Annotated in this window: 17 protein-coding genes; 14 read left to right on the top strand and 3 right to left on the bottom strand. The window is 67.2% G+C overall.

The annotated features are described in order from the left end of the window. Positions 1-83: 83 nt before the first annotated feature. Entirely contained in the window at positions 84-1,367 is a 1,284-nt protein-coding gene (locus CYJ22_RS01535) for an isochorismate synthase (RefSeq protein ID WP_101600553.1), read from the bottom strand. On the opposite strand from CYJ22_RS01535, the gene CYJ22_RS01530 reads away from it, so the two are divergent. Beyond that, positions 1,366-2,073, top strand: coding sequence for a class I SAM-dependent methyltransferase (locus CYJ22_RS01530; protein WP_007588152.1), 708 nt, complete (start codon positions 1,366-1,368; stop codon positions 2,071-2,073). The two genes, CYJ22_RS01535 and CYJ22_RS01530, sit on opposite strands and share 2 nt — an antisense overlap. An 88-nt stretch (positions 2,074-2,161) precedes the next feature. Here the strand turns inward: CYJ22_RS01530 and CYJ22_RS01525 are convergent, their stop codons facing one another. Further along, on the bottom strand, positions 2,162-3,622 hold the full coding sequence (locus CYJ22_RS01525) for a DUF4832 domain-containing protein (RefSeq protein ID WP_101600551.1): 1,461 nt from the start codon (positions 3,620-3,622) through the stop codon (positions 2,162-2,164). Between the two features lie 280 nt (positions 3,623-3,902). Beyond that, on the bottom strand, positions 3,903-4,637 hold the full coding sequence (locus CYJ22_RS01520; RefSeq protein ID WP_007588162.1) for a hypothetical protein: 735 nt from the start codon (positions 4,635-4,637) through the stop codon (positions 3,903-3,905). 402 nt (positions 4,638-5,039) lie between these two features. Between CYJ22_RS01520 and CYJ22_RS01510 the strand changes: the two genes are divergently transcribed. Genes CYJ22_RS01510 through nuoL form a run of 13 tightly spaced genes read left to right on the top strand, consistent with a single transcriptional unit; the run spans position 5,040 to position 19,152 of the window. Continuing rightward, complete coding sequence (locus CYJ22_RS01510; protein WP_196792940.1) at positions 5,040-6,308, top strand: geranylgeranyl reductase family protein; 1,269 nt, start codon at positions 5,040-5,042, stop codon at positions 6,306-6,308. A gap of 28 nt (positions 6,309-6,336) precedes the next feature. Next, positions 6,337-6,696 (top strand): NADH-quinone oxidoreductase subunit A, encoded by a 360-nt coding sequence (locus CYJ22_RS01505; RefSeq protein ID WP_007588160.1) that lies wholly within the window; start codon positions 6,337-6,339, stop codon positions 6,694-6,696. A gap of 22 nt (positions 6,697-6,718) precedes the next feature. After that, complete coding sequence (locus tag CYJ22_RS01500) at positions 6,719-7,273, top strand: NADH-quinone oxidoreductase subunit B (protein ID WP_007588157.1); 555 nt, start codon at positions 6,719-6,721, stop codon at positions 7,271-7,273. Continuing rightward, a complete protein-coding gene (locus tag CYJ22_RS01495; RefSeq protein ID WP_101600548.1) occupies positions 7,270-8,007 on the top strand; it encodes an NADH-quinone oxidoreductase subunit C in 738 nt (245 codons plus the stop codon). The genes CYJ22_RS01500 and CYJ22_RS01495 overlap by 4 nt, the downstream gene beginning before the upstream one ends. Beyond that, positions 8,007-9,353, top strand: coding sequence for an NADH-quinone oxidoreductase subunit D (locus CYJ22_RS01490; protein ID WP_101600546.1), 1,347 nt, complete (start codon positions 8,007-8,009; stop codon positions 9,351-9,353). The genes CYJ22_RS01495 and CYJ22_RS01490 overlap by 1 nt, the downstream gene beginning before the upstream one ends. Beyond that, on the top strand, positions 9,350-10,060 hold the full coding sequence (gene nuoE, locus CYJ22_RS01485) for an NADH-quinone oxidoreductase subunit NuoE (RefSeq protein ID WP_007588159.1): 711 nt from the start codon (positions 9,350-9,352) through the stop codon (positions 10,058-10,060). Before CYJ22_RS01490 ends, nuoE begins: the two co-directional genes overlap by 4 nt. Next, positions 10,057-11,361, top strand: a complete 1,305-nt coding sequence (gene nuoF / locus CYJ22_RS01480; protein ID WP_007588155.1) for an NADH-quinone oxidoreductase subunit NuoF — start codon at positions 10,057-10,059, stop codon at positions 11,359-11,361. The genes nuoE and nuoF overlap by 4 nt, the downstream gene beginning before the upstream one ends. Beyond that, positions 11,358-13,919 (top strand): NADH-quinone oxidoreductase subunit G, encoded by a 2,562-nt coding sequence (locus CYJ22_RS01475; RefSeq protein WP_101600544.1) that lies wholly within the window; start codon positions 11,358-11,360, stop codon positions 13,917-13,919. Before nuoF ends, CYJ22_RS01475 begins: the two co-directional genes overlap by 4 nt. Next, positions 13,916-15,244: an NADH-quinone oxidoreductase subunit NuoH gene (nuoH, locus tag CYJ22_RS01470; RefSeq protein WP_101600542.1), complete on the top strand. Its 1,329-nt coding sequence runs from the start codon at positions 13,916-13,918 to the stop codon at positions 15,242-15,244. Before CYJ22_RS01475 ends, nuoH begins: the two co-directional genes overlap by 4 nt. Continuing rightward, positions 15,237-15,887, top strand: coding sequence for an NADH-quinone oxidoreductase subunit NuoI (nuoI, locus tag CYJ22_RS01465; RefSeq protein WP_007587616.1), 651 nt, complete (start codon positions 15,237-15,239; stop codon positions 15,885-15,887). The genes nuoH and nuoI overlap by 8 nt, the downstream gene beginning before the upstream one ends. After that, positions 15,887-16,864 (top strand): NADH-quinone oxidoreductase subunit J, encoded by a 978-nt coding sequence (locus tag CYJ22_RS01460; protein ID WP_101600540.1) that lies wholly within the window; start codon positions 15,887-15,889, stop codon positions 16,862-16,864. Before nuoI ends, CYJ22_RS01460 begins: the two co-directional genes overlap by 1 nt. Then, positions 16,861-17,160 carry an NADH-quinone oxidoreductase subunit NuoK gene (gene nuoK, locus CYJ22_RS01455; protein ID WP_007587627.1) on the top strand — a complete coding sequence of 100 codons (300 nt, stop codon included), beginning with the start codon at positions 16,861-16,863 and terminating at the stop codon, positions 17,158-17,160. Before CYJ22_RS01460 ends, nuoK begins: the two co-directional genes overlap by 4 nt. 15 nt (positions 17,161-17,175) lie before the next feature. Continuing rightward, positions 17,176-19,152 carry an NADH-quinone oxidoreductase subunit L gene (gene nuoL / locus CYJ22_RS01450; RefSeq protein WP_101600537.1) on the top strand — a complete coding sequence of 659 codons (1,977 nt, stop codon included), beginning with the start codon at positions 17,176-17,178 and terminating at the stop codon, positions 19,150-19,152.

The raw sequence follows: 19,152 nt of genomic DNA, 5'->3' as shown, positions 1-19,152 counted from the left end.
CTTCGTGCGGTCAGACCCCATTCAGCTATTGCGCAGACGCATGAAAATGCGGGGCGGCGGGCCTATGCACGTCGATGAGTCGCTTAGACCCCGAGGGCGTCCAGCAGCGGGCGCATCTTCGCTTCGGTCTCGGCCAGCTCGGCGTCCGGGTCGGAATCCGGCATGATGCCGGCACCGGCGAAAAGGCGCAGGCGCGTGCCCGATGTGAGCCCGCAGCGCAGCGCGATTGCAAACTCGCCGTTCCCTGCCGTGTCGACCCAGCCCACGGGCCCCGAGTAGCGGCCGCGCTCGGTGTCTTCCAGCTCCTCGATGAGGCGCATCGCTGCGTCGCGCGGGGTGCCGCATACGGCGGCCGTCGGATGCAGGGCGGCCACCAGGTCGAGCAGATGCGCCTGACCCAGGCGTGCGTGCACGTCCGTCGCCAGGTGAACGACGTTGGGCAGCGACAACAGGAATGGCCCCTGAGTCGTCACCGAGGTGCACAGCTGCGTCAGGATCGAGGACACGGACTCGGAAGCTAGGTCGTGCTCGCGCAGGTCCTTCGCGCTCGACGCGAGCATCTCGCCCTCGCCGGGCTTGCACGTGCCCGCCAGGACGCGCGAGCTTGCCGTGCCGTTCGAGGCCGCGATCAGCATCTCCGGGGAGGCACCCACCAGCGAATCCACGCAGAAGCGCCACGTCGACGGATACAGGTCGCTGAGGCGTTCAAGCAGGAAACGCTCGTCGAAGCCGTGGGCGCACCGCACCGTCATATCGCGCGCCATGACGGCCTTGTCGGCGGCGCCATCGCGCAGGCGCTGCGCCATCGCACGCACGGAGTCACGCCATTGGCCGCGCGACATCGACCCGTGCCCAAACGTCAGGGACTCCGGCACACGCGGGGCAGGCCTCGCCTCGGCAACGGCCGCGTCAACCGCCGCCAGTGGATCCGGGGCGTCCCCAATGCCCGCCGTGATCGCCCAGCGGGCCCCGGCCTCGTCGATGAGAGTCAGCGCGGGAACGAAGGCAACCGAGCGGGCGGGGGAACGGAACGCGAAGGACGCGAAGAGGACGGGGGAGGGGGCATCGTCGGCGGACGAGGCGGGGGTGGCCTCCCACGCGCGGCGCACGTCGGCGATCGCGCTCGGGGTCGCGGACTCGATCGTGAGCGCCCGTCCCAGGCCGATCATCTGGCGGCGCTCACCCAGCCAGGCGGCGCCCCCGGAGTCGGGAAGCAGGGACGTCAGTGAGCAAGTAGACCCCGGGTGCTGCGGGGGTAGGACCAACGCCCGAAAGACGAGGCGCGAGCATCCGAAGTCGTTGTGCATGGGTTCCATGGTAGGAGCAGGGGCGGCGGCGCGCTGGAAGACGTGCGAGTATTGACGCATGACTGAATCCCCGCGCGCGGACCTGAACAAGGATCCCAAAGAGATCGCCTCGATGTTTGACTCCCTCGCCTCGCGATACGACGTGATGGATGCGCTGATGACGGGCGGTTTGGACAGGGTGTGGATGACCGCCCTGCGTAAGGCTGTCGCCCCGCACCCCGGCGAACGCATCCTCGACCTGGCGGCCGGCACCGGCGCGTCGTCGGCCGCGCTGGCCAAGGGCGGCGCCGAGGTCGTCGCCTGCGACCTGTCGGAAGGCATGATCGAGGTCGGCCGTGAGCGCCACCCCGAGATCGAGTTCGTGCACGGCAACGCCATGGACCTGGACTTCGAGGACGGCTCCTTCGACGCGGTCACCATCTCGTGGGGCCTGCGCAACATCCCGGACCCGGAGCTCGCGCTGCGCGAGATGGCGCGCGTCGTGCGCCCGCGCGGCCGCCTCGTGGTCCTGGAGTTCTCCACCCCGCCTTCGCGCGTCTTCCGCGGCATGTACAACGCCTACCAGTCGACCGTCATGCCTGCGATCGCGCGCCTGGTCTCCACGAACGACGGCGCCTACGACTACCTGGTTGAGTCGATTCGCGCGTGGCCGGCCCAGGAGGAACTCGGCCGCATGATCGCCGCCAACGGATGGAGCGAAGTCGAGTACCGCAACCTCACCGGCGGCATCGCCTGCATGCACCGCGCGGTCAAGCCGCTGCCGTAACCCTAGAGACGACGAGGCCGGGGCCCCTTGTGTGGGGTCCCGGCCTCTCGCGTTGGGCGCGGAAGGCGTATCCGCCCCGGCCTCGTCCTTAGTTCTTCGGAGCGTGGCCCCGGGCCAGCTTCCCCAGTTCGAGGTAGCCGGGCAGCGGCTTGTTCATGGCCTCGTTCGCGAAGGCGACGGGCGCGCCGTTCGGCAGCGGGTTCACGACGCGGATCGCGGCGGTCAGGTCCTGCGCGGAGTTGTTCGCGCGGTAATCCGCGGGCAGCGGCAGGCGCGCGGTCACCTTCCCCGTCTGGCCCGGGAGGATCGAGGGCAGGGGCGACTCGATCGTCTGGCTGGCCACGATCGTGCCCTTCGAGTCGACGAGGACGACCTCGAGCGGCCACGTCGCGTAGAACGGTGCGACGCCGGTGTTCTTGATCTCCACGACCACGGTGGCCTTCACCTGGTTGTACGTCACCGACGTGCGGGTCGCCTGCAGCGTGTAGCCCATGGCGGCGCTCGCGGCCTTGGCGCGCGTCAGCTCAGCGCCGGTGTAGCCAGTCGAGAACGCGTGCTGGTTGATGAGCCACGTGGCGTGAGCCTTCTGGATCGACTCGAGGGCCTTGTAATCGCGTCCTTCATCCCTGCTCTTGCAGTTCAGTGGCTCGGAGAAAGCGCATTCCTGGAAGGACGGGTAGAGCTCGCCGCCGATGGGGGAGTGCTGCCAGGCATCCCCCTCGCCCTGCTTCTTCAGCTTGGGGATGAAGTGCCAGTCGGTCCCCTCCAGGGTCGCGTAGCCGAGGGAATCATCGTAGTAGCCCATGCCATGAGCCTTCGTAGCCTCGGTGGGGTAGCGGTTCTGGATGAAGGTCTCGTCGAAGGCGTCGTCCCAGGCCTCGACGAGCTGGGCGCGGAACTCGTCCGACGGCATCCAGTTGATAGCCGTCGGGTTTTGCTCGTTGACGTAGCCGTTGTAGGGGTAGGTGTGCTCCTCACCCCAGAAGCCGTAGAGGCCCGCGGTGATGTAGGCGATGCGCGGGTCCCCGTCGTACTTGTCACCGAGGGCGTCCACGAAGTGCAGGAGCATCTCCTTCACGTTCGGGTCGTCGTAGTTGGGGGAGAAGGAGATCTTCCTGTTGTTCTCGAAATCGTATTTGCGGCTCTGGTCCGTACCTCCGTCGATGAGGTACTGGGGCATGCCGGATTCTTTGCCGGGGGTGTCCAGGTAGAAGCGGATGGCGGCCTGGTGGCCGCGCGACGCGATGGAATCGAGCATGGCGTCGACCTTCGTGAAGTCGTAGGTGTCGCGTCCGGTGACGACGTCGTTCACGGGGAAGGGTGCCCATTCGAGCGTGTACGGCAGCGATCCTTGTGCCAGCACGGGTGCGTCGCCGACGGTGGGCGCCCACGGCATGAAGCCCTTCATCGGGTTCGAGACCGGGGCGGGTGCTTTTTTCAGGTCGGTCCACTGGGGTGTGGCGGCCGACGAGGCCGTGGCCGGCAGGGTGGCACCCACCAGTCCTGCGGTCGCCGCGAGAGCGATGGCGATGCGAGTAAATGTTCTCATCGCGAGGTCCTTTCAGTCATGAGTACTGCGGCTGGGGACAGGTGCGGCGTGGGCGCGACGCGTGGAGTCTGCGTGTGCGACGGTGCAGTGACGTGCGAGCTAGGACTCCACAGCTGTCAAGTGAACCATGTTGTGCATAGTGACTGCAACATTGCGGAAAACTCTGCCAGTAAGTGATTGTTTGACAAACCTATTGTGGGGCGTGTCGATTGAGTATGTGCGAGGCCGGGTCCCTCGGTGGGGTCCCGGCCTCGTCAATGGAGTGCGTGCGCTGGCTCGTTTAGTACGGTCCGCTGTCGACGACCGCCCACGTTCCATCGTCCTGCATTCGCAGGAAGACGACTTCGCGCCCCTTCACGGGCTCCAACGAGTCGTCCGAGTAGTTGCGCAAGTAGTAGACGTTTCCGTACCAGCGCGTCGGGTCAGTGTTCGGCTGCTGCCCATGGTTGTTGCTGCCCGTGATGGTGACGGTCGTGTGGGCGCGGTTGGCCAGGAGCGGCAGGAATTCACCCTGACCGTGCTCCAGGTCGGGCGTCTTCGTGTGGCTGCTCGCTCGTTCCGGTACTTCGTACACGCTCGCGCGGATGAATGCATAGGCGTTGGATTTATCGCGCGATGCATCCCACGTGTTACGCGTGATGGTGTAGGCGATGGCGACCTGCTCGGGATCGGTGCGGTCCACCTCGCGCGGGTCGGGCAGGAGGTCGGGGAGCCACTGGACCGATGCGGGATATAGGCACGTACCGAGCGGCGTGGGGGAACCGTCCTCGCAGGCGGGGGTGGTCGGCATCGCCTCCGTCGGCGTCGGCGCGGCTGTGGAGTCGCCGGATTCCTGGGTCTGCGTCTGGTCCGAGGAGGATTGTGGGGAGGATTGTGTGGACTGTGCCTGGCTATCTGCGCTGGGCTGGTGCGAGCCGCAGGCCGTACCTGTGATCGTGAGGGTGAGGACGGCTGCCGACGCGACGGCGATCAAGGCGCGTCGTTTGCGGGTATGAGTCTGTTCTTCTGAGCCCATGCGTGCTCCCCTTCAATGGTCGTGTGCTGAGGTGTATCGCGCGTGTCTTGCGCCGGATGAGTGGGTACTCGGCGTCAACGCTGGTCGTCTCGACGCGGGTCATCGTATCGAATTGCGTGAGGGTGTTGCGCGGGCTCGTCTCGGTGTGCGTGACGCCCGGCGCGACGAGGCCGGGGCCACTATTTACGACAACGCTTTGTTGCGCAAATGGGTGCTATGGGCGAGCCTAGCCCAGGCCTCGTTCGTTGAAACGGCGGGAAAAAGTGCGCTCGGTCGCCGAGGTGAGGGTGACCTAGCTAGGGTTGTTTGCGGAATGAAGTGATGTGCACACTTCATCCACCTTGCACACTCGCGCGGATGCACCCGCGCACCACATGACGGAGGAATGCCGTGGCATCCACCATGCCTAGCGACATGAGCGCTGACGTTGTCGTCGTCGGCGCAGGCCCTGGCGGGTCCTCCACCGCCTACCACCTGGCCAGAGCAGGCCTCGATGTCGTCCTCCTCGAGAAAAACCCGTTCCCGCGCGACAAAATCTGCGGTGATGGGCTCACCCCGGCCGCCGTCCACGAGCTCATCGCCATGGGCGTGGACACCGCCGGCTGGATGCGAAACCGCGGCCTGACCGTCATCGGCGGCGGCCACACCGTCCACATGGATTGGCCCGACCAGAAGTCCCTGCCCGGCTACGGCATGACCCGCGCCCGCATGGACCTCGACCACGCGCTCGCGCAGCGCGCCGTCGAGGCCGGCGCCCGCCTCTACGAGGGCGTCACCGTCGTCGGCGCCATCCAGGATGGCTCCGGCCGCGTCGTCGGCGTGCAAGCCAAGAGCGGGCGCGGCAAGAACGCCACCACCTTCGAGGTCCGCGCCTCCATCACCGTCGACGCCGGGGGAGTGGCCGCCCGACTGGCCACCAGCCTCGGCCTCGAAAAGAAGATGAACCGCCCCATGGGCGTGGCCGCACGCGCCTACTTCCACAGCCCCCGCGGCGACGAGGAATGGATGGAATCCCACCTCGAACTGTGGAGCGGCACCCCCGGCGCCTCCGACCTGCTGCCCGGCTACGGCTGGATCTTCCCCATGGGCGACGGCATCGTCAACGTTGGGCTCGGCTCCGTCGCCTCGCGCGCCGGCGCCACCAACCTGCCCTACCGCGAGGTCTTCAAGACCTGGACCGCGAACCTGCCCGAGGAATGGGGCTTCACCCCCGAGAACCAGATCGGTCAGCTCCGCTCCGCCGCCCTGCCCATGAGCTTCAACCGCAAGCCTCACTACGTTCAGGGCCTCGTCCTCGTCGGTGACGCCGGCGGCATGGTCTCCCCCTACAACGGCGAAGGCATCGCCCCGGCCATGAAGGCCGGACGCTACGCGGCCTCGTGCATCGCGCAGGCCCTGTCCCGCTCCCACCGCGCCGGCATCGACCGCGCCATGAGCGAATACCCCCACATGCTTCGCGACGAATACGGCGGCTACTACCAGCTGGGCCGCATCTTCGTCGCGCTCATCGAAAACCCGACGATCATGCGCACCTGCACGAACGTCGGGCTGCCCATTCCGCGCCTCATGACGCTCGTCCACAAACTCCTGTCGGACGGGTACGAGAGGACCGGGGGCGACTTCGACGACCAACTCATCACAATGCTGACCAAGGTGGTGCGCCCCGCATGACCACCACCACCGATAACCGGGAGGAACGATGACGAATCCCTACGTGCCGCTGCTCATCATGTCGGCAGCTGCCCTCGTACTAGCCTTCGGAGGCCTGGGTGCCTCCGCGATCCTGGGCCCCACCAAGAAGTCCAAGACCAAGGCCGACAACTACGAGTGCGGTATCCAGCCGACCAGCGCTCACCTCACCGAGGGTCGCTTCCCGGTGCGCTACTACCTGGTCGCCATGACGTTCATCATCTTCGACATCGAAGTTGTGTTCATGTACCCGTGGGCCGTCAGCTTCAACCAGCTGGGCCTGTTCGGACTGGTCGTCATGATGAGCTTCCTGGTCACCCTCTGCGTCCCCTACGCCTACGAATGGCGACGCGGCGGCCTGGACTACTGAGATATAAGTAAGGAAAAGACAAGTGGGACTTGAAGAATCCTTGCCCGCGGGTATCGCGCTCACCAGCGTCGAAAAAGTCCTCGGGCTAGCACGCAAGTACAGCCAGTGGCCCGTCACCATGGGTCTGGCGTGCTGCGCCATCGAGATGATGGCCGCCGGCACCCCCCGTTTCGATATGTCGCGCTTCGGCCTCGAGGTCTTCCGCGCCTCGCCGCGTCACGCCGACATGATGATCGTGTCGGGCCGTGTCTCGCACAAGATGGCGCCCATTATCCGCCGCGTCTACGACTCGATGCCCGAACCCAAGTGGGTCATCTCCATGGGTGCGTGCGCGTCCTCGGGCGGCGTGTTCAACAACTACGCCGTCGTCCAGGGCTGCGACCACATCGTCCCCGTCGACGTCTACCTGCCCGGCTGCCCGCCCCGCCCCGAGGCCCTCATCCACGCGGTCCTCGTCCTGCGTGAGCAGATCGGCAAGGAACCCCTCGGCGTCCACCGCCGCGAGATTGCGCGCCGCGCCGAGCAGGCCGCCCTCGAGGCGACCCCCACCCACCAGATGAAGGGACTCCTCGCATGAGCGACCTTTCCATCCCCGAGGACAACGCGTCCGCCGAGGTCACCCAGGCCTCGTCGCAGCGCGGTTTCGCCCTCCCCGAGCCCATCGCGCACCGCGAGGGCCTCTTCGGCGCGGGCACCGACTCCTCCACCTCCGGCTTCTCCGGACTGGTCTCCGACTCCTTCCTGCCCGGCGAGGCCTCCCGCCCCTACGGCGGATGGTTCGACCAGGTCGTTGACGTCCTCGAAGAGCTCATCGCCGCCGATGGCCTTGACGTCGCCGACGTTATCGAAAAGGTGACCGTCGACCGCGGACAGCTCGGCATCTTCATCGCCCGCGAGCACATCGCGCGCGTCGCCAAGTACCTGCGTGACGACGCGGACCTGCGCTTCGAAATGTGCCTGGGTACCAACGGCGCGCACTACCCCCTGGATAAGGGCCGCGAGCTGCACGCCATCTACCCCCTGTACTCGATCACGCACAACCGCATGATCCGCCTCGAGGTCACGTGCCCCGACGAGGACCCCCGCATCCCCTCCATCGTCTCCGTCTACCCCGGAAACGACTGGCAGGAGCGCGAGACCTGGGACCTCATCGGCATCGTCTTCACCGGGCACCCCTCGCTCACGCGCACCGCGATGCCCGACGACTGGGTCGGACACCCCCAGCGCAAGGACTACCCGCTGGGCGGCATCCCCGTCGAATTCAAGGGCGCCGTCAACGCTTCCCCCGACGTTCGTAGGAGTGTGAACTGATGACCACCGCCTTCCACGCGCCCGCTGGCGCGACCGACCTGCCCATCGAGGACATCCCCGAGGTCCTCACCCAGGGCGGCGACTGGGACGACGTCCTGCACGAGATCGAGGCCATCACCTCCGAGCGCATCGTCGTCAACCTGGGCCCGGTTCACCCCGCGACCCACGGCGTTCTGCGTCTGATCCTCGAGCTCGACGGCGAGAAGGTCCGCGAGACCCGCGTCGATACCGGTTACCTGCACACCGGCATCGAGAAGAACATGGAGTACCGCACGTGGGCCCAGGGCGTCGCATACTGCACGCGCATGGACTACGTCGCCCCCTTCTTCCAGGAGGCCGCGTACTGCCTCGGCGTCGAGAAGCTCCTCGGCATTGAAGAGGACATCCCCGAGCGCGCGTCCCTCATCCGCATCCTCATGATGGAGCTGTGCCGCATCGCCTCGCACCTGGTCGCCATCGGCTCGACCGGTAACGAGATGGGTGCCACGACGATCATGACGATCGGCTTCCGCGCCCGCGAGGAAATCCTGCGCATCTTCGAGCGCATTACCGGCCTGCGCATGAACCACGAGTACATCCGCCCCGGCGGCGTCGTCCAGGACATCGGCGAAGGCACCTCGGACTACATCCGCGACCGCCTGCGCCGCGCCCGCAAGGACATCGGCGAGCTCCAGGACATCCTCGTGGAGAACCCGATCTTCAAGAAGCGCCTGTGCGACGTGGCCGTCATGCCGCTGAGCGGCCTCATGGCCCTTGGCACCACCGGCCCCGGCGTCCGCGCCGCCGGCCTGCCCCTGGACCTGCGCAAGAGCCAGCCCTACTGCGGCTACGAGAACTTCGAATTCGACGTTCCCACCCGCGACAAGTCTGACGTCTACAACCGTACGATGGTCCGTTTCGACGAGTGCTACGAGTCGATGCGCATCATCTGGCAGGTTCTCGCCAAGCTGGACCAGTGCGAGGGCGCGCCCACCATGGTCGCCGACCCAGAAATCGCCTGGCCCGCGCGCCTGGCGGTCGGCACCGACGGCCAGGGCAACTCGGCCGAGCACGTCCGCGAAATCATGGGGGAGTCCATGGAGTCCCTCATCCACCACTTCAAGCTCGTCACGGAGGGCTTCCACGTGCCCGCCGGCCAGGTCTACCAGACCGTCGAGCACGCGAAGGGCATCCTGGGCGTTCACCTCGTCTCCGACGGTGGCACGCGCCCGTTCCGCGCGCACTTCCGCGACCCCTCCTACGCCAACCTGCAAGCGCTGGCCATGATGACCGAAGGCGGCCAGCTGGCCGACGTGGTCGTCGCACTGGCCGCTATCGACCCCGTTCTCGGAGGCGTTGACCGATGAGCTACACACCCGACACCCTGGCACGCCTGCAGGCGGATGCCGCGCAGATCATCGCCCGCTACCCGGACGGTCACTCGCGCTCCGCGCTGCTGCCGATGCTGCACCTGATCCAGTCCGTCGACGGCTACGTCAGCCCGGACGGCATCGACTTCATCGCGGCCACGCTGGACCTGCCCCGCGCAGAGATCAGCGCCGTCGCGACCTTCTATACGCAGTACAAGCGTCACCCCACCGGTGAGTACCTGGTGGGCGTGTGCACGAACGCGCTGTGCGCCGTCATGGGCGGCGACGAGATCTGGGAAAAGGTCTCCGAGAAGGTCGGGGTCGGAAGCGACGAGACCAGCGAAGACGGCAAGATCACGCTCGAGCGCATCGAGTGCAATGCGGCGTGTGACTATGCGCCCGTCGTCATGGTCAACTGGGAATTCTTTGACAATCAGAGCCCCGAGTCAGCGCTGGCGATGATCGATGACATCCAGGCCGGCCGCGATATCCACCCGACGCGTGGCCCCATCGTGGCCCCCACGTTCAAGGAGAACGAGCGCGTCCTCGCCGGCTTCCTGGACGGCCACGAGAACGAAGGCCCCTCCGCGGGCCGCGCCACCCTGCTGGGCCGCGAGATCGCCGCGGCGAACGGCTGGACTGAGCCGGTTGCCGTCGAGGTCGCCGACGAGGCCACTGACACGAAGGGAGAAGAGGCGAAGTGAGCACCGCATACGTTGCACCCGGACCGCTGACCCCGATCCTCACCAACGGGTGGGGAGAGGAGCGTTCCTGGACGCTGGACTCCTACCGGAGCCGCGGAGGCTACCAGGGCCTCGAAAAGGCCCGCACCATGGAGCCCGCTGACATCGTGCAGGCCGTCAAGGACTCCGGTCTGCGAGGCCGTGGTGGCGCAGGCTTCCCGTCCGGCCTCAAGTGGTCCTTCCTGCCCCCGGCCGACGGAGGCCCCCGCTACCTCGTGGTGAACGCCGACGAGTCGGAGCCGGGCACCTGCAAGGACATCCCGCTCATCATGGGCAACCCGCACGTCCTCATTGAGGGCATCGCGATCACGTCGCGAGCCATTGGCTGCGACCACGCGTTCGTCTACCTGCGCGGCGAGGTCACCCACGTGTACCGCCGCCTGCTGGAGGCCGTGCGCGAGGCGACCGAGGCCGGTGTGCTCGGCGACCTGCGCATCACCGCTCACGCGGGCGCCGGCGCCTACATCTGCGGTGAGGAGACGGCTCTGCTGGACTCCCTCGAGGGACGTCGAGGCCACCCGCGCCTCAAGCCCCCGTTCCCCGCGGTCGCCGGTCTGTACGCCCGTCCCACGGTCGTCAACAACGTCGAGACCATTGCTCAGGTGGCGGGTATCTTCCGCAACTCGCCCGAGTGGTTCGCCTCGATGGGCACCGAAAAGTCCAAGGGCCACGGCATCTTCTCCGTGTCGGGTCACGTGAACAACCCCGGCCAGTTCGAGGCCCCCTTCGGCATCACGATGCGCGAGCTCATCGAGATGGCGGGCGGCATCCGTGACGGCCACGAGCTGAAGTTCTGGACCCCCGGCGGCTCCTCCACCCCGATCTTCACCGAAGACGAGCTGGACACCCCCCTCGACTACGAGTCCGTGGGTGCGGCCGGTTCGATGCTGGGTACGCGAGCCCTGCAGGTGTTCGACGAGACCGTCTCGGTGGTCCGCGTCATCACCCGATGGTCCGAGTTCTACCAGCACGAGTCCTGCGGTAAGTGCACGCCCTGTCGCGAAGGCACCTACTGGATGAAGCAAATCATGCTGCGTCTCGAGCGAGGCGAGGGGCGCCCCGGCGACGTCGACCTGCTCGACGAGATCGCACACAACATCGCGGGCCGTAGCTTCTGCCCGCTCGGCGACGCCGCAGCAACCCCGATCATGTCGGGCATCAAGCGCTTCCGCGACGAGTTCGAGGCGGGCCTCACCACGCCCGCCCGCGAGCTTTTCCCCTACGAGGCGTCCGCTAACTACGCGCGAGGAGGTGGCCGATGAGCGACGCACCCAACATGATCGACGTCACCATCGACGACGTTCAGATTTCTGTCCCCCAGGGCACGCTCGTGATCCGCGCGGCCGAGCAGGCCGGCATCCGGATCCCGCGTTTCTGTGACCACCCGCTGCTGGCCCCGGTGGCCGCATGCCGCCAGTGCCTCGTGGAGGTCGGCATGCCCGACCGCAACACGGGCGAGCTGCGCTTCATGCCCAAGCCCCAGCCTTCGTGTGCGCAGACCGTCACCCCGGGCATGGTCGTCAAGACCCAGCACACCTCCGAGGTTGTCGACCGCGCCCAGCGCGGCGTCATGGAGTTCCTGCTCATCAACCACCCGCTCGACTGCCCGGTCTGCGACAAGGGCGGCGAGTGCCCCCTGCAGAACCAGGCACTCACGGAGGGCCGCGGCAAGTCCCGCTTCACCGACGCCAAGCGCACGTTCAAGAAGCCGCTGCGCCTGACCTCGCAGATCCTGCTGGATCGCGAGCGCTGCATCCTGTGCCAGCGCTGCGTGCGCTTCGGCAAGGAGATCTCGGGCGACGTGTTCATGGACCTGCAGGGTCGTGGCGGCGGCACCGCCCCCACGGAGCACCACTACTTCATGGGCGAGCAGGTCGGCGGCTTCGACTCGACCACGCTCGACTTCTTCGACCCGAAGGCCAAGGAGGCCTCGACCTCGTCCCTGTCGTCCCCGTACGGCACGGACGCGATCGTCGGCTCGATCAACGAGGGTGAGCTCTCCGTCGCCGAGCGCGACGTGTCGGGCCGCGCCTTCGCGTCCTACTTCTCGGGCAACATCATCCAGATCTGCCCGGTCGGCGCCCTGACCGCCGCGTCCTACCGCTTCCGCGCGCGTCCCTTCGACCTCGTGTCGACGGCGGCCGTGACCGAGCACGACGCGTCGGGTTCCGCGATCCGTCAGGACGTGCGCCGCGGCGAGGTCGTGCGTCGCATGAGCGGCAACGACCCCGAGGTCAACGAAGAGTGGATCACCGACAAAGACCGCTTCGCCTTCGAGTGGGACAAGGTTGATCGCCTGACCTACCCGCTCGTGCGTGAGGACGGCGAGCTGGTTCCCACCTCCTGGTCCGACGCGCTTGATCGCGTCCGTGAGGGCCTCGAAAAGGCCGGGTCGTCCGTGGGCTTCCTGCCCGGCGGTCACCTGACCTTCGAGGACGCCTGGGCCTGGTCGAAGTTCGCGCGCACCGTCGTTGGTTCCGACTCGATCGACTTCCGTTCGCGTCGTTCCAGCGAGGAAGAGCGCTCCTTCCTGGCCTCTCACGTGGCGGGCTCCGGCCTCGAGACCACGTATGCGGATCTGGAGAGCGCGGGTCAGGTGCTGCTGGTTGCCCTCGAGCCCGAGGACGAGTGCGGTGCCATGTTCCTGCGCCTGCGTAAGGCCACCCGTAAGTCGGGCCTGAAGGTCGCCACCATCGCGCCCTTCACCTCGGCGGGTTCGCGCAAGCTGAAGGCACAGGTCCTGCACGCGGCCCCCGGCGTCGAGCCGAGCGTTGTCGACGCGATCGCCGCTGGCGGCGCCTACGCAGACCTGGCTGAGGCCCTCTCCGGCGGCATCGTCCTCGTGGGCGAGCGCGCCGCGCAGACCCCCGGCCTGCTCTCCGCCGTCGTCGCTCTGGCCGAGCGCACGGGTGCCCGCCTCGCGTGGGTCCCGCGCCGCGCCGGTGACCGCGCCGCCATCGAGGCCGGCCTCCTTCCGGGTCTGCTTCCCTTCGGCCGCGGCCTCGACGAGGCTGGGGCACAGTCCCTGGGTTGGGGCGAGCTGCCCGCCCGCGGCCTCGACGCCGAGCAGATGATCGAGGCTGCCGCCTCCGGTGAGCTCCAGGCTCTGGTCGTCGGCGGCGTGGATGTCCGTGACTTCGACGAGCCCGCCGCCGTGCGCGAGGCCCTCGACGAGGTTCCCTTCCTCGTGTCCCTCGAGGTTCGCGCCTCGGAGATCACGGACCGCGCGGACGTCGTCCTGCCGGTCGCTCCCGCGGTCGAGAAGAACGGCACCTACATCAACTGGGAAGGCCGCCTGCGTCCCTTCGGCCAGGCCCGCTCGGCGACGTCCCTCACGGACCGCGACGTGCTCGTGCGCCTCACCGAAGAGTTTGACGACGATCTGGGGATCACCGCCCTGGCCGACCTCTACGAGGAAGTCAACCCCCTCATGGAGTGGGACGGCGCCCCGCAGGAGTTCGCCCCGGTGCCCGCGCAGGCTCCCGCCTCCGCCGGCAAGGGCGAGGTCGTTCTGGCTTCACACAAGCCGATGATCGACGCCGGTCGTCTCCAGGATGGCGCACCGTGGCTGGCCGGTTCGGCCCGCCGCCCCGTCCTCCTGGCCTCGGCCGCGACGCTGGCCGCCGCGGGCATTACCCCCGGTGCCGACGCGACGCTCGAGACTGAGCGTGGCACGATCACCCTCCCGGCCGCCATCGCGGACCTGCCCGACTCCGTCGCGTGGGTGCCCGAGTGCTCGACCGGCTCCGTTATTCACGAAAACCTCGGCGGTGCCGGCGCCGTCGCGACCCTGCGCGCCACGCAGGAGGTGGCACGATGACACTCGCACCCTTCGCAGTCCCGGAGTACACCGCCGCGGACTTCAGCCAGGAAACCTGGTGGCTCAGCCTCATCAAGGCCGTGTTCATCATCGTCTTCCTGATTGCCAACGTGCTCCTGGCCCTGTGGGTCGAGCGCCGAGGCCTGGGCCGCATGCAGACGCGTCCCGGTCCGAACGTGGCGGGTCCCCTCGGCCTGTTCCAGGCGTTCGCGGACGCCGGCAAGCTCCTCTTCAAGGAGGACATGTGGACACGTCGGGCCGAGAGGTTCCTGTACTTCCTGGCCCCCGCGATCGCCGCGTTCGCAGCGTTCAGCGTCTACGCGGTCATCCCGATGGGCCCGAACGTGAAGATCTTCGGCCACTCCACGCCGATGCAGCTGGCCGACATGCCCGTCGCCTCCCTGTACATCCTCGCGATCGCGTCGCTGGGGCTGTACGGCATCGTCCTGGGTGGCTGGTCGACTCGCTCGACCCTGCCGCTGTACGGCGCCGTGCGTTCCTCCGCGCAGGTCATCTCCTACGAACTGGCCATGGGCCTGTCCCTCGTGAGCGTGTTCCTCATGTCGGGCACCATGTCCACCTCGCAGATCGTCGCAGCCCAGGGGCAGTTCTGGTGGGCATTCACCCTGTTCCCGGCATTCGTCATCTACTGCATCAGCGCCGTCGGTGAAGTCAACCGTCTTCCCTTCGACCTCCCCGAGGCCGAAGGCGAGATCGTCGCCGGCCACATGACCGAGTACTCGTCGATGAAGTTCGGCTGGTACTACCTGTCCGAGTACGTCAACATGCTCAACGTCTCGGCCGTGGCGACCACGATGTTCTTCGGCGGCTGGCACGCGCCGTGGCCGCTCTCCCACGTTGAGTTCCTCAACTCCGGCTGGTGGGGCCTGCTGTGGTTCTTCCTCAAGATCTGGTTCTTCATGTTCCTGATGATCTGGACGCGCGCCACGCTGCTGCGCTTCCGCTACGACCAGTTCATGAACCTCGGTTGGAAGCGCCTCATGCCCATCGCCCTGGGCTGGCTCGTGCTCGTCGCCCTCGTGCGCGGCATCACCCAGTTCGTGCAGCTGCCCAACCACGTCCTCTTCGGTGGCGTCGGCGTCCTCTTCCTGATCGCCCTGGCGATCATTTGGGTCACCGACAAGTCCGAGCCCGAGGAAATCCCCGCCTCCGAGCGCGAATACACCGGCTTCGAGGACGGCTTCCCCGTTCCGCCGCTGCCCGGACAGACCCCCGTTGCCTCGCCGCGAGGCCTCGCCACCATCGAGGGCGAGCTTGCCCCGGCCCCGGCAATCGACAGCCCGAAGGAGTCCACCGATGAGTGAGAAGACCACCGACGAGGAAATGCTCTTCGAGCATGACCCCAAGGGTGCGTTCGCCCAGTTCGTCGCGCCCATGGCCGGCTACGGAGTCACCATGGCTTCCTTCTTCCGGCCCACCGTCACCGAGCAGTACCCGCGCGAACCCGCGCGCGTCATGCCTCGCTTCCACGGTCGTCACCAGCTCAACCGCTACGACGATGGCCTGGAAAAGTGCGTCGGCTGCGAGCTGTGCGCCTGGGCGTGCCCCGCTGACGCGATCTTCGTCGAGGCCGCGTCCAACACCCCTGAGGAGCAGTTCTCGGCGGGCGAGCGTTACGGCCGCGTCTACCAGATCAACTACCTGCGCTGCATCTTCTGCGGCATGTGCATCGAGGCGTGCCCCACGCGCGCCCTGACGATGACGAACGACTTCGAAATCGCCAAGTACACCCGCGAGGATGACATCTACGAGAAGGAAGACCTCCTGGTCCCCCTCGCAGACGGCATGCTCGCAGCGCCCCACCCCATGGTCGAGGGTAAGAACGACATCGACTACTACCGCGGGGAAGTCACCGGCCCCACCGCCGCCCAGGTTGACTGGGTGGCGAGCCGCCGCCCCGACGACCCCTCCCTCAAGACGGTACGAGTCGCCGAGGAGGCACACTGATGAACCTGTCCAATGGTTGGCCCATGATGGGGTCAACGGGGGAGATCATCCTCTTCGCATGCACGGCCATTGTCATGGTCGCCTGCGCTCTGGGTGTCCTCTTCTTTAAGAAGGCCGCGCACTCGGTCATCTGCATGGTCGGCGTCATGCTCGGCCTGGCGGTCCTGTACATTGCGAACAGCGCCCCCTTCCTGGGTGTCGCGCAGATCGTCGTGTACACCGGCGCGATCATGATGCTCTTCCTCTTCGTCATCATGCTGATCGGCATCGGCACCTCCGACGACTACGCCCGCCAGAGCCGCGGCGCGATCGTCGCGGCGGTGCTCGGCGGCCTCGGCCTGATCGTCATCGTCACGACGGCGATCCTGAAGTCCGTGCCCGCTCCGCACAAGCCCGTCGAGGTTGACCCCTACTCCAACCAGCCGATCACCGACCTGGCGATCACGCTGTTCCAGCAGCACTGGCTGAGCATGGAGCTCGCCGGTGGCCTGCTGATCACCGCCGCCGTTGGCGCGATGCTGCTGACCCACTCTGATCGCCTCACTCCGAAGGCCGACCAGTTCGAGACGGCTCGCAACAAGATGCGCGCGTTCGCCGAGAAGGGCGCCCGCATCGGCCAGCTGCCCGCCCCCGGTGTCTACGCCCAGTCGAACGCGGCTGACGTGCCCGCCATCTCCGGCGAGACCCTCGGCCCGGTCGAGGAGTCGGTGCCTCGAGTCCTGCGCGTGCGCGGCCTCGCCCGCACGATCGGCGAGGTCACCCCCGAGGTCTCCGAGCAGCTCGCACTCGCGCGCACGGCAGAGGTCGAGGCCTCCGAGCTCGACGAGTCGCCCTACACTATCGGGCGCACGCCCGACGTCCCCCGCTCCGGCGCCTTCGGCATGCCCGGCGCGGACGCGCCCACCGGTCTGGCCCAGCCCCGGGCTCGCAAGGCGCGCACCACCACCCCGACTGAGAAGAAGGAGGAGAGCAAGTGAGCCTCGCCTGGTACCTCATCCTTGCGGGTGTGCTGTTCGCCATCGGTGCGACCACGGTCCTCGTGCGCCGCAGCGCGGTCATCGCGCTCATGGGCGTCGAAATGATGCTCAACGCCGCGAACCTTGTCCTCGTGACGTTCTCGCGCATTAACTCCAACGTTGACGGCGAGATCATGGCGTTCTTCGTCATGGTCGTCGCGGCTGCCGAAGTCGTCGTCGGCCTGTCGATCATCGTGTCCATCTATCGTTCCCGCTCGACCACGAGCATGGACGATCTCAACCTGCTGAAGAACTGAGGGAGGACGTAACTCATGACCACCTTCATTTCCACACAGGCTACCGGCGTCCCCGGTACGGTCGCCGCCACCGGAGTCGCCGCCTACGCGTGGCTGCTCATCCTCATCCCGCTGGCCAGCGCGGGCCTGCTCCTGCTGCTGGGCCGCGCCTCGGACAAGTGGGGCCACCTGCTGGCGACCCTCGCGTCCTGGTCCACCTTCGTGGTCGGCGCGCTCATCGCCGCCCAGATGTGGAACGCGCCCGTGGATGCGCGCCGCTTCGGCCAGACGCTGTTCACCTGGATCCCCGCCGGTGACTTCACCGTCGATTTCGGTCTCCTCGTGGACCCGCTGTCGATCACGTTCGTCATCCTGGTGACCTTCGTCGGTTCACTCATCCACGTGTACGCGATCGCCTACATGGAGCACGATGCGGCCCGCCGCCGCTTCTTCGCCTACCTGAACTTCTTCATCGCGGCGATGCTGACCCTGGTCCTCGCGGACTCCTACGCCGGCCTGTTCGCCGGTTGGGAAGGCGTGGGCCTGGCGTCCTACCTGCTGATCGGCTTCTGGAACCACGTGCCCGCCTACGCGGTCGCCGCCAAGAAGGCGTTCGTCATGAACCGTGTCGGCGACATGGGCATGCTGATCGCCATGATGGCGATGGTCGCCTCCTTCCACTCGGTGTCCTTCTCCGTCGTCTCTACCCAGGTCGAGTCGATCCCCACGGCGTCGGCGACCGTCATCGGTATCTTCCTGCTGGTTGCCGCCTGCGGTAAGTCCGCTCAGTTCCCGCTGCAGGCGTGGCTCGGCGACGCCATGGCCGGCCCGACCCCCGTCTCCGCGCTCATCCACGCGGCCACGATGGTCACCGCCGGCGTCTACCTGATCGTCCGTTCCGGCGACGTCTTCATCGCCGCCCCCGTTGCCGCGACCGCCGTCGCCATCATCGGTGCGATCACGCTCCTCTTCGGTGCGATCGTCGGTTGCGCGAAGGACGACATGAAGAAGGTCCTCGCGGCCTCCACCATGAGCCAGATCGGCTACATGATGCTGGGCGCGGGCCTGGGTCCCATCGGCTGGGCATTCTCGATCTTCCACCTCTTCACCCACGGCTTCTTCAAGGCCCTCATGTTCCTGGGTGCCGGTTCCGTCATGCACGGCATGGGCGACCAGGTCAACATGCGTCGCTTCGGCGCCCTGCGCGGCGCCATGAAGGTCACGTGGCTGACGTTCATGATGGGCTGGCTCGCCATCCTCGGTGTTCCGCCGTTCTCCGGCTACTGGTCGAAGGACAAGATCATCGAGGCCGCCTTCAGTGCCGACAGCTTCGGCGGCAACATTGCTCTGTGGGCCGGCTGGGTTTACGGCCCGGTCGCGATGATCGGCGCGGGCGTGACCGCGTTCTACATGTCGCGCCTCTTCTTCATGACGTTCCACGGCAAGGCCCGCTGGACCACCGAGGCTGAGGGCGCGCCCGTGCACCCGCACGAGTCCGGACCGCTCATGACGATCCCGATGATCATCCTCGCCATCGGCGCGGTCGCCCTCGGCGGTGCCCTCTCCGTGGGGAACACCTTCACCGAGTGGCTGGTCCCCTCGATCGGGCACGTCATGCACGGCGACCCCGTCCTCAACGAGTACGTCATTCAGGGAGCCACCCTCGCCCTCGTCATCCTCGGCGCGGTTCTCGCGTGGATGAAGTACGGGCGCGACGAGGTTCCCACTTCCGTCCCCGCAGGCAACGCCCTGACCGAGGCCGCACGCCGCGACCTCTACCAGGACACCGTCAACGAGACCCTGTTCATGATGCCCGCCAAGGGCCTCGTCACCGTCGCGACCGTCGGCGATGCGAGCGCCATCGACGGTGCGCTGAACGGCCTCGGCGCCGGCTCGCAGCTGCTCGGACGCATCGTCGGCATCACCCAGAACGGCCTCGTGCGCACGTACGCCGCCTACATCCTGGGTGGCGTCATCCTCGCCCTGGCCATCGTCCTCGGATTCAGGCTGTAA

Source organism: Schaalia odontolytica, from assembly GCF_002847525.1.
In the GTDB taxonomy this organism is placed as follows: domain Bacteria; phylum Actinomycetota; class Actinomycetes; order Actinomycetales; family Actinomycetaceae; genus Pauljensenia; species Pauljensenia odontolytica_B.
This window is presented reverse-complemented; position numbering and strand designations above follow the sequence as displayed.

Excerpts from the sequence above, each read along its gene's own strand:
- CYJ22_RS01475 (WP_101600544.1), top strand. The coding sequence starts at position 11,358 with ATGAGCGACGCACCCAACATGATCGACGTCACCATCGACGACGTTCAG.
- nuoE (WP_007588159.1), top strand. The coding sequence starts at position 9,350 with ATGAGCTACACACCCGACACCCTGGCACGCCTGCAGGCGGATGCCGCG.
- CYJ22_RS01495 (WP_101600548.1), top strand. The coding sequence starts at position 7,270 with ATGAGCGACCTTTCCATCCCCGAGGACAACGCGTCCGCCGAGGTCACC.
- nuoI (WP_007587616.1), top strand. The coding sequence starts at position 15,237 with ATGAGTGAGAAGACCACCGACGAGGAAATGCTCTTCGAGCATGACCCC.
- CYJ22_RS01530 (WP_007588152.1), top strand. The coding sequence starts at position 1,366 with ATGACTGAATCCCCGCGCGCGGACCTGAACAAGGATCCCAAAGAGATC.
- CYJ22_RS01535 (WP_101600553.1), bottom strand. The coding sequence starts at position 1,367 with ATGCGTCAATACTCGCACGTCTTCCAGCGCGCCGCCGCCCCTGCTCCT.
- CYJ22_RS01505 (WP_007588160.1), top strand. The coding sequence starts at position 6,337 with ATGACGAATCCCTACGTGCCGCTGCTCATCATGTCGGCAGCTGCCCTC.
- CYJ22_RS01510 (WP_196792940.1), top strand. The coding sequence starts at position 5,040 with ATGCCTAGCGACATGAGCGCTGACGTTGTCGTCGTCGGCGCAGGCCCT.
- nuoH (WP_101600542.1), top strand. The coding sequence starts at position 13,916 with ATGACACTCGCACCCTTCGCAGTCCCGGAGTACACCGCCGCGGACTTC.
- CYJ22_RS01525 (WP_101600551.1), bottom strand. The coding sequence starts at position 3,622 with ATGAGAACATTTACTCGCATCGCCATCGCTCTCGCGGCGACCGCAGGA.
- CYJ22_RS01520 (WP_007588162.1), bottom strand. The coding sequence starts at position 4,637 with ATGGGCTCAGAAGAACAGACTCATACCCGCAAACGACGCGCCTTGATC.
- CYJ22_RS01460 (WP_101600540.1), top strand. The coding sequence starts at position 15,887 with ATGAACCTGTCCAATGGTTGGCCCATGATGGGGTCAACGGGGGAGATC.
- CYJ22_RS01490 (WP_101600546.1), top strand. The coding sequence starts at position 8,007 with ATGACCACCGCCTTCCACGCGCCCGCTGGCGCGACCGACCTGCCCATC.
- nuoL (WP_101600537.1), top strand. The coding sequence starts at position 17,176 with ATGACCACCTTCATTTCCACACAGGCTACCGGCGTCCCCGGTACGGTC.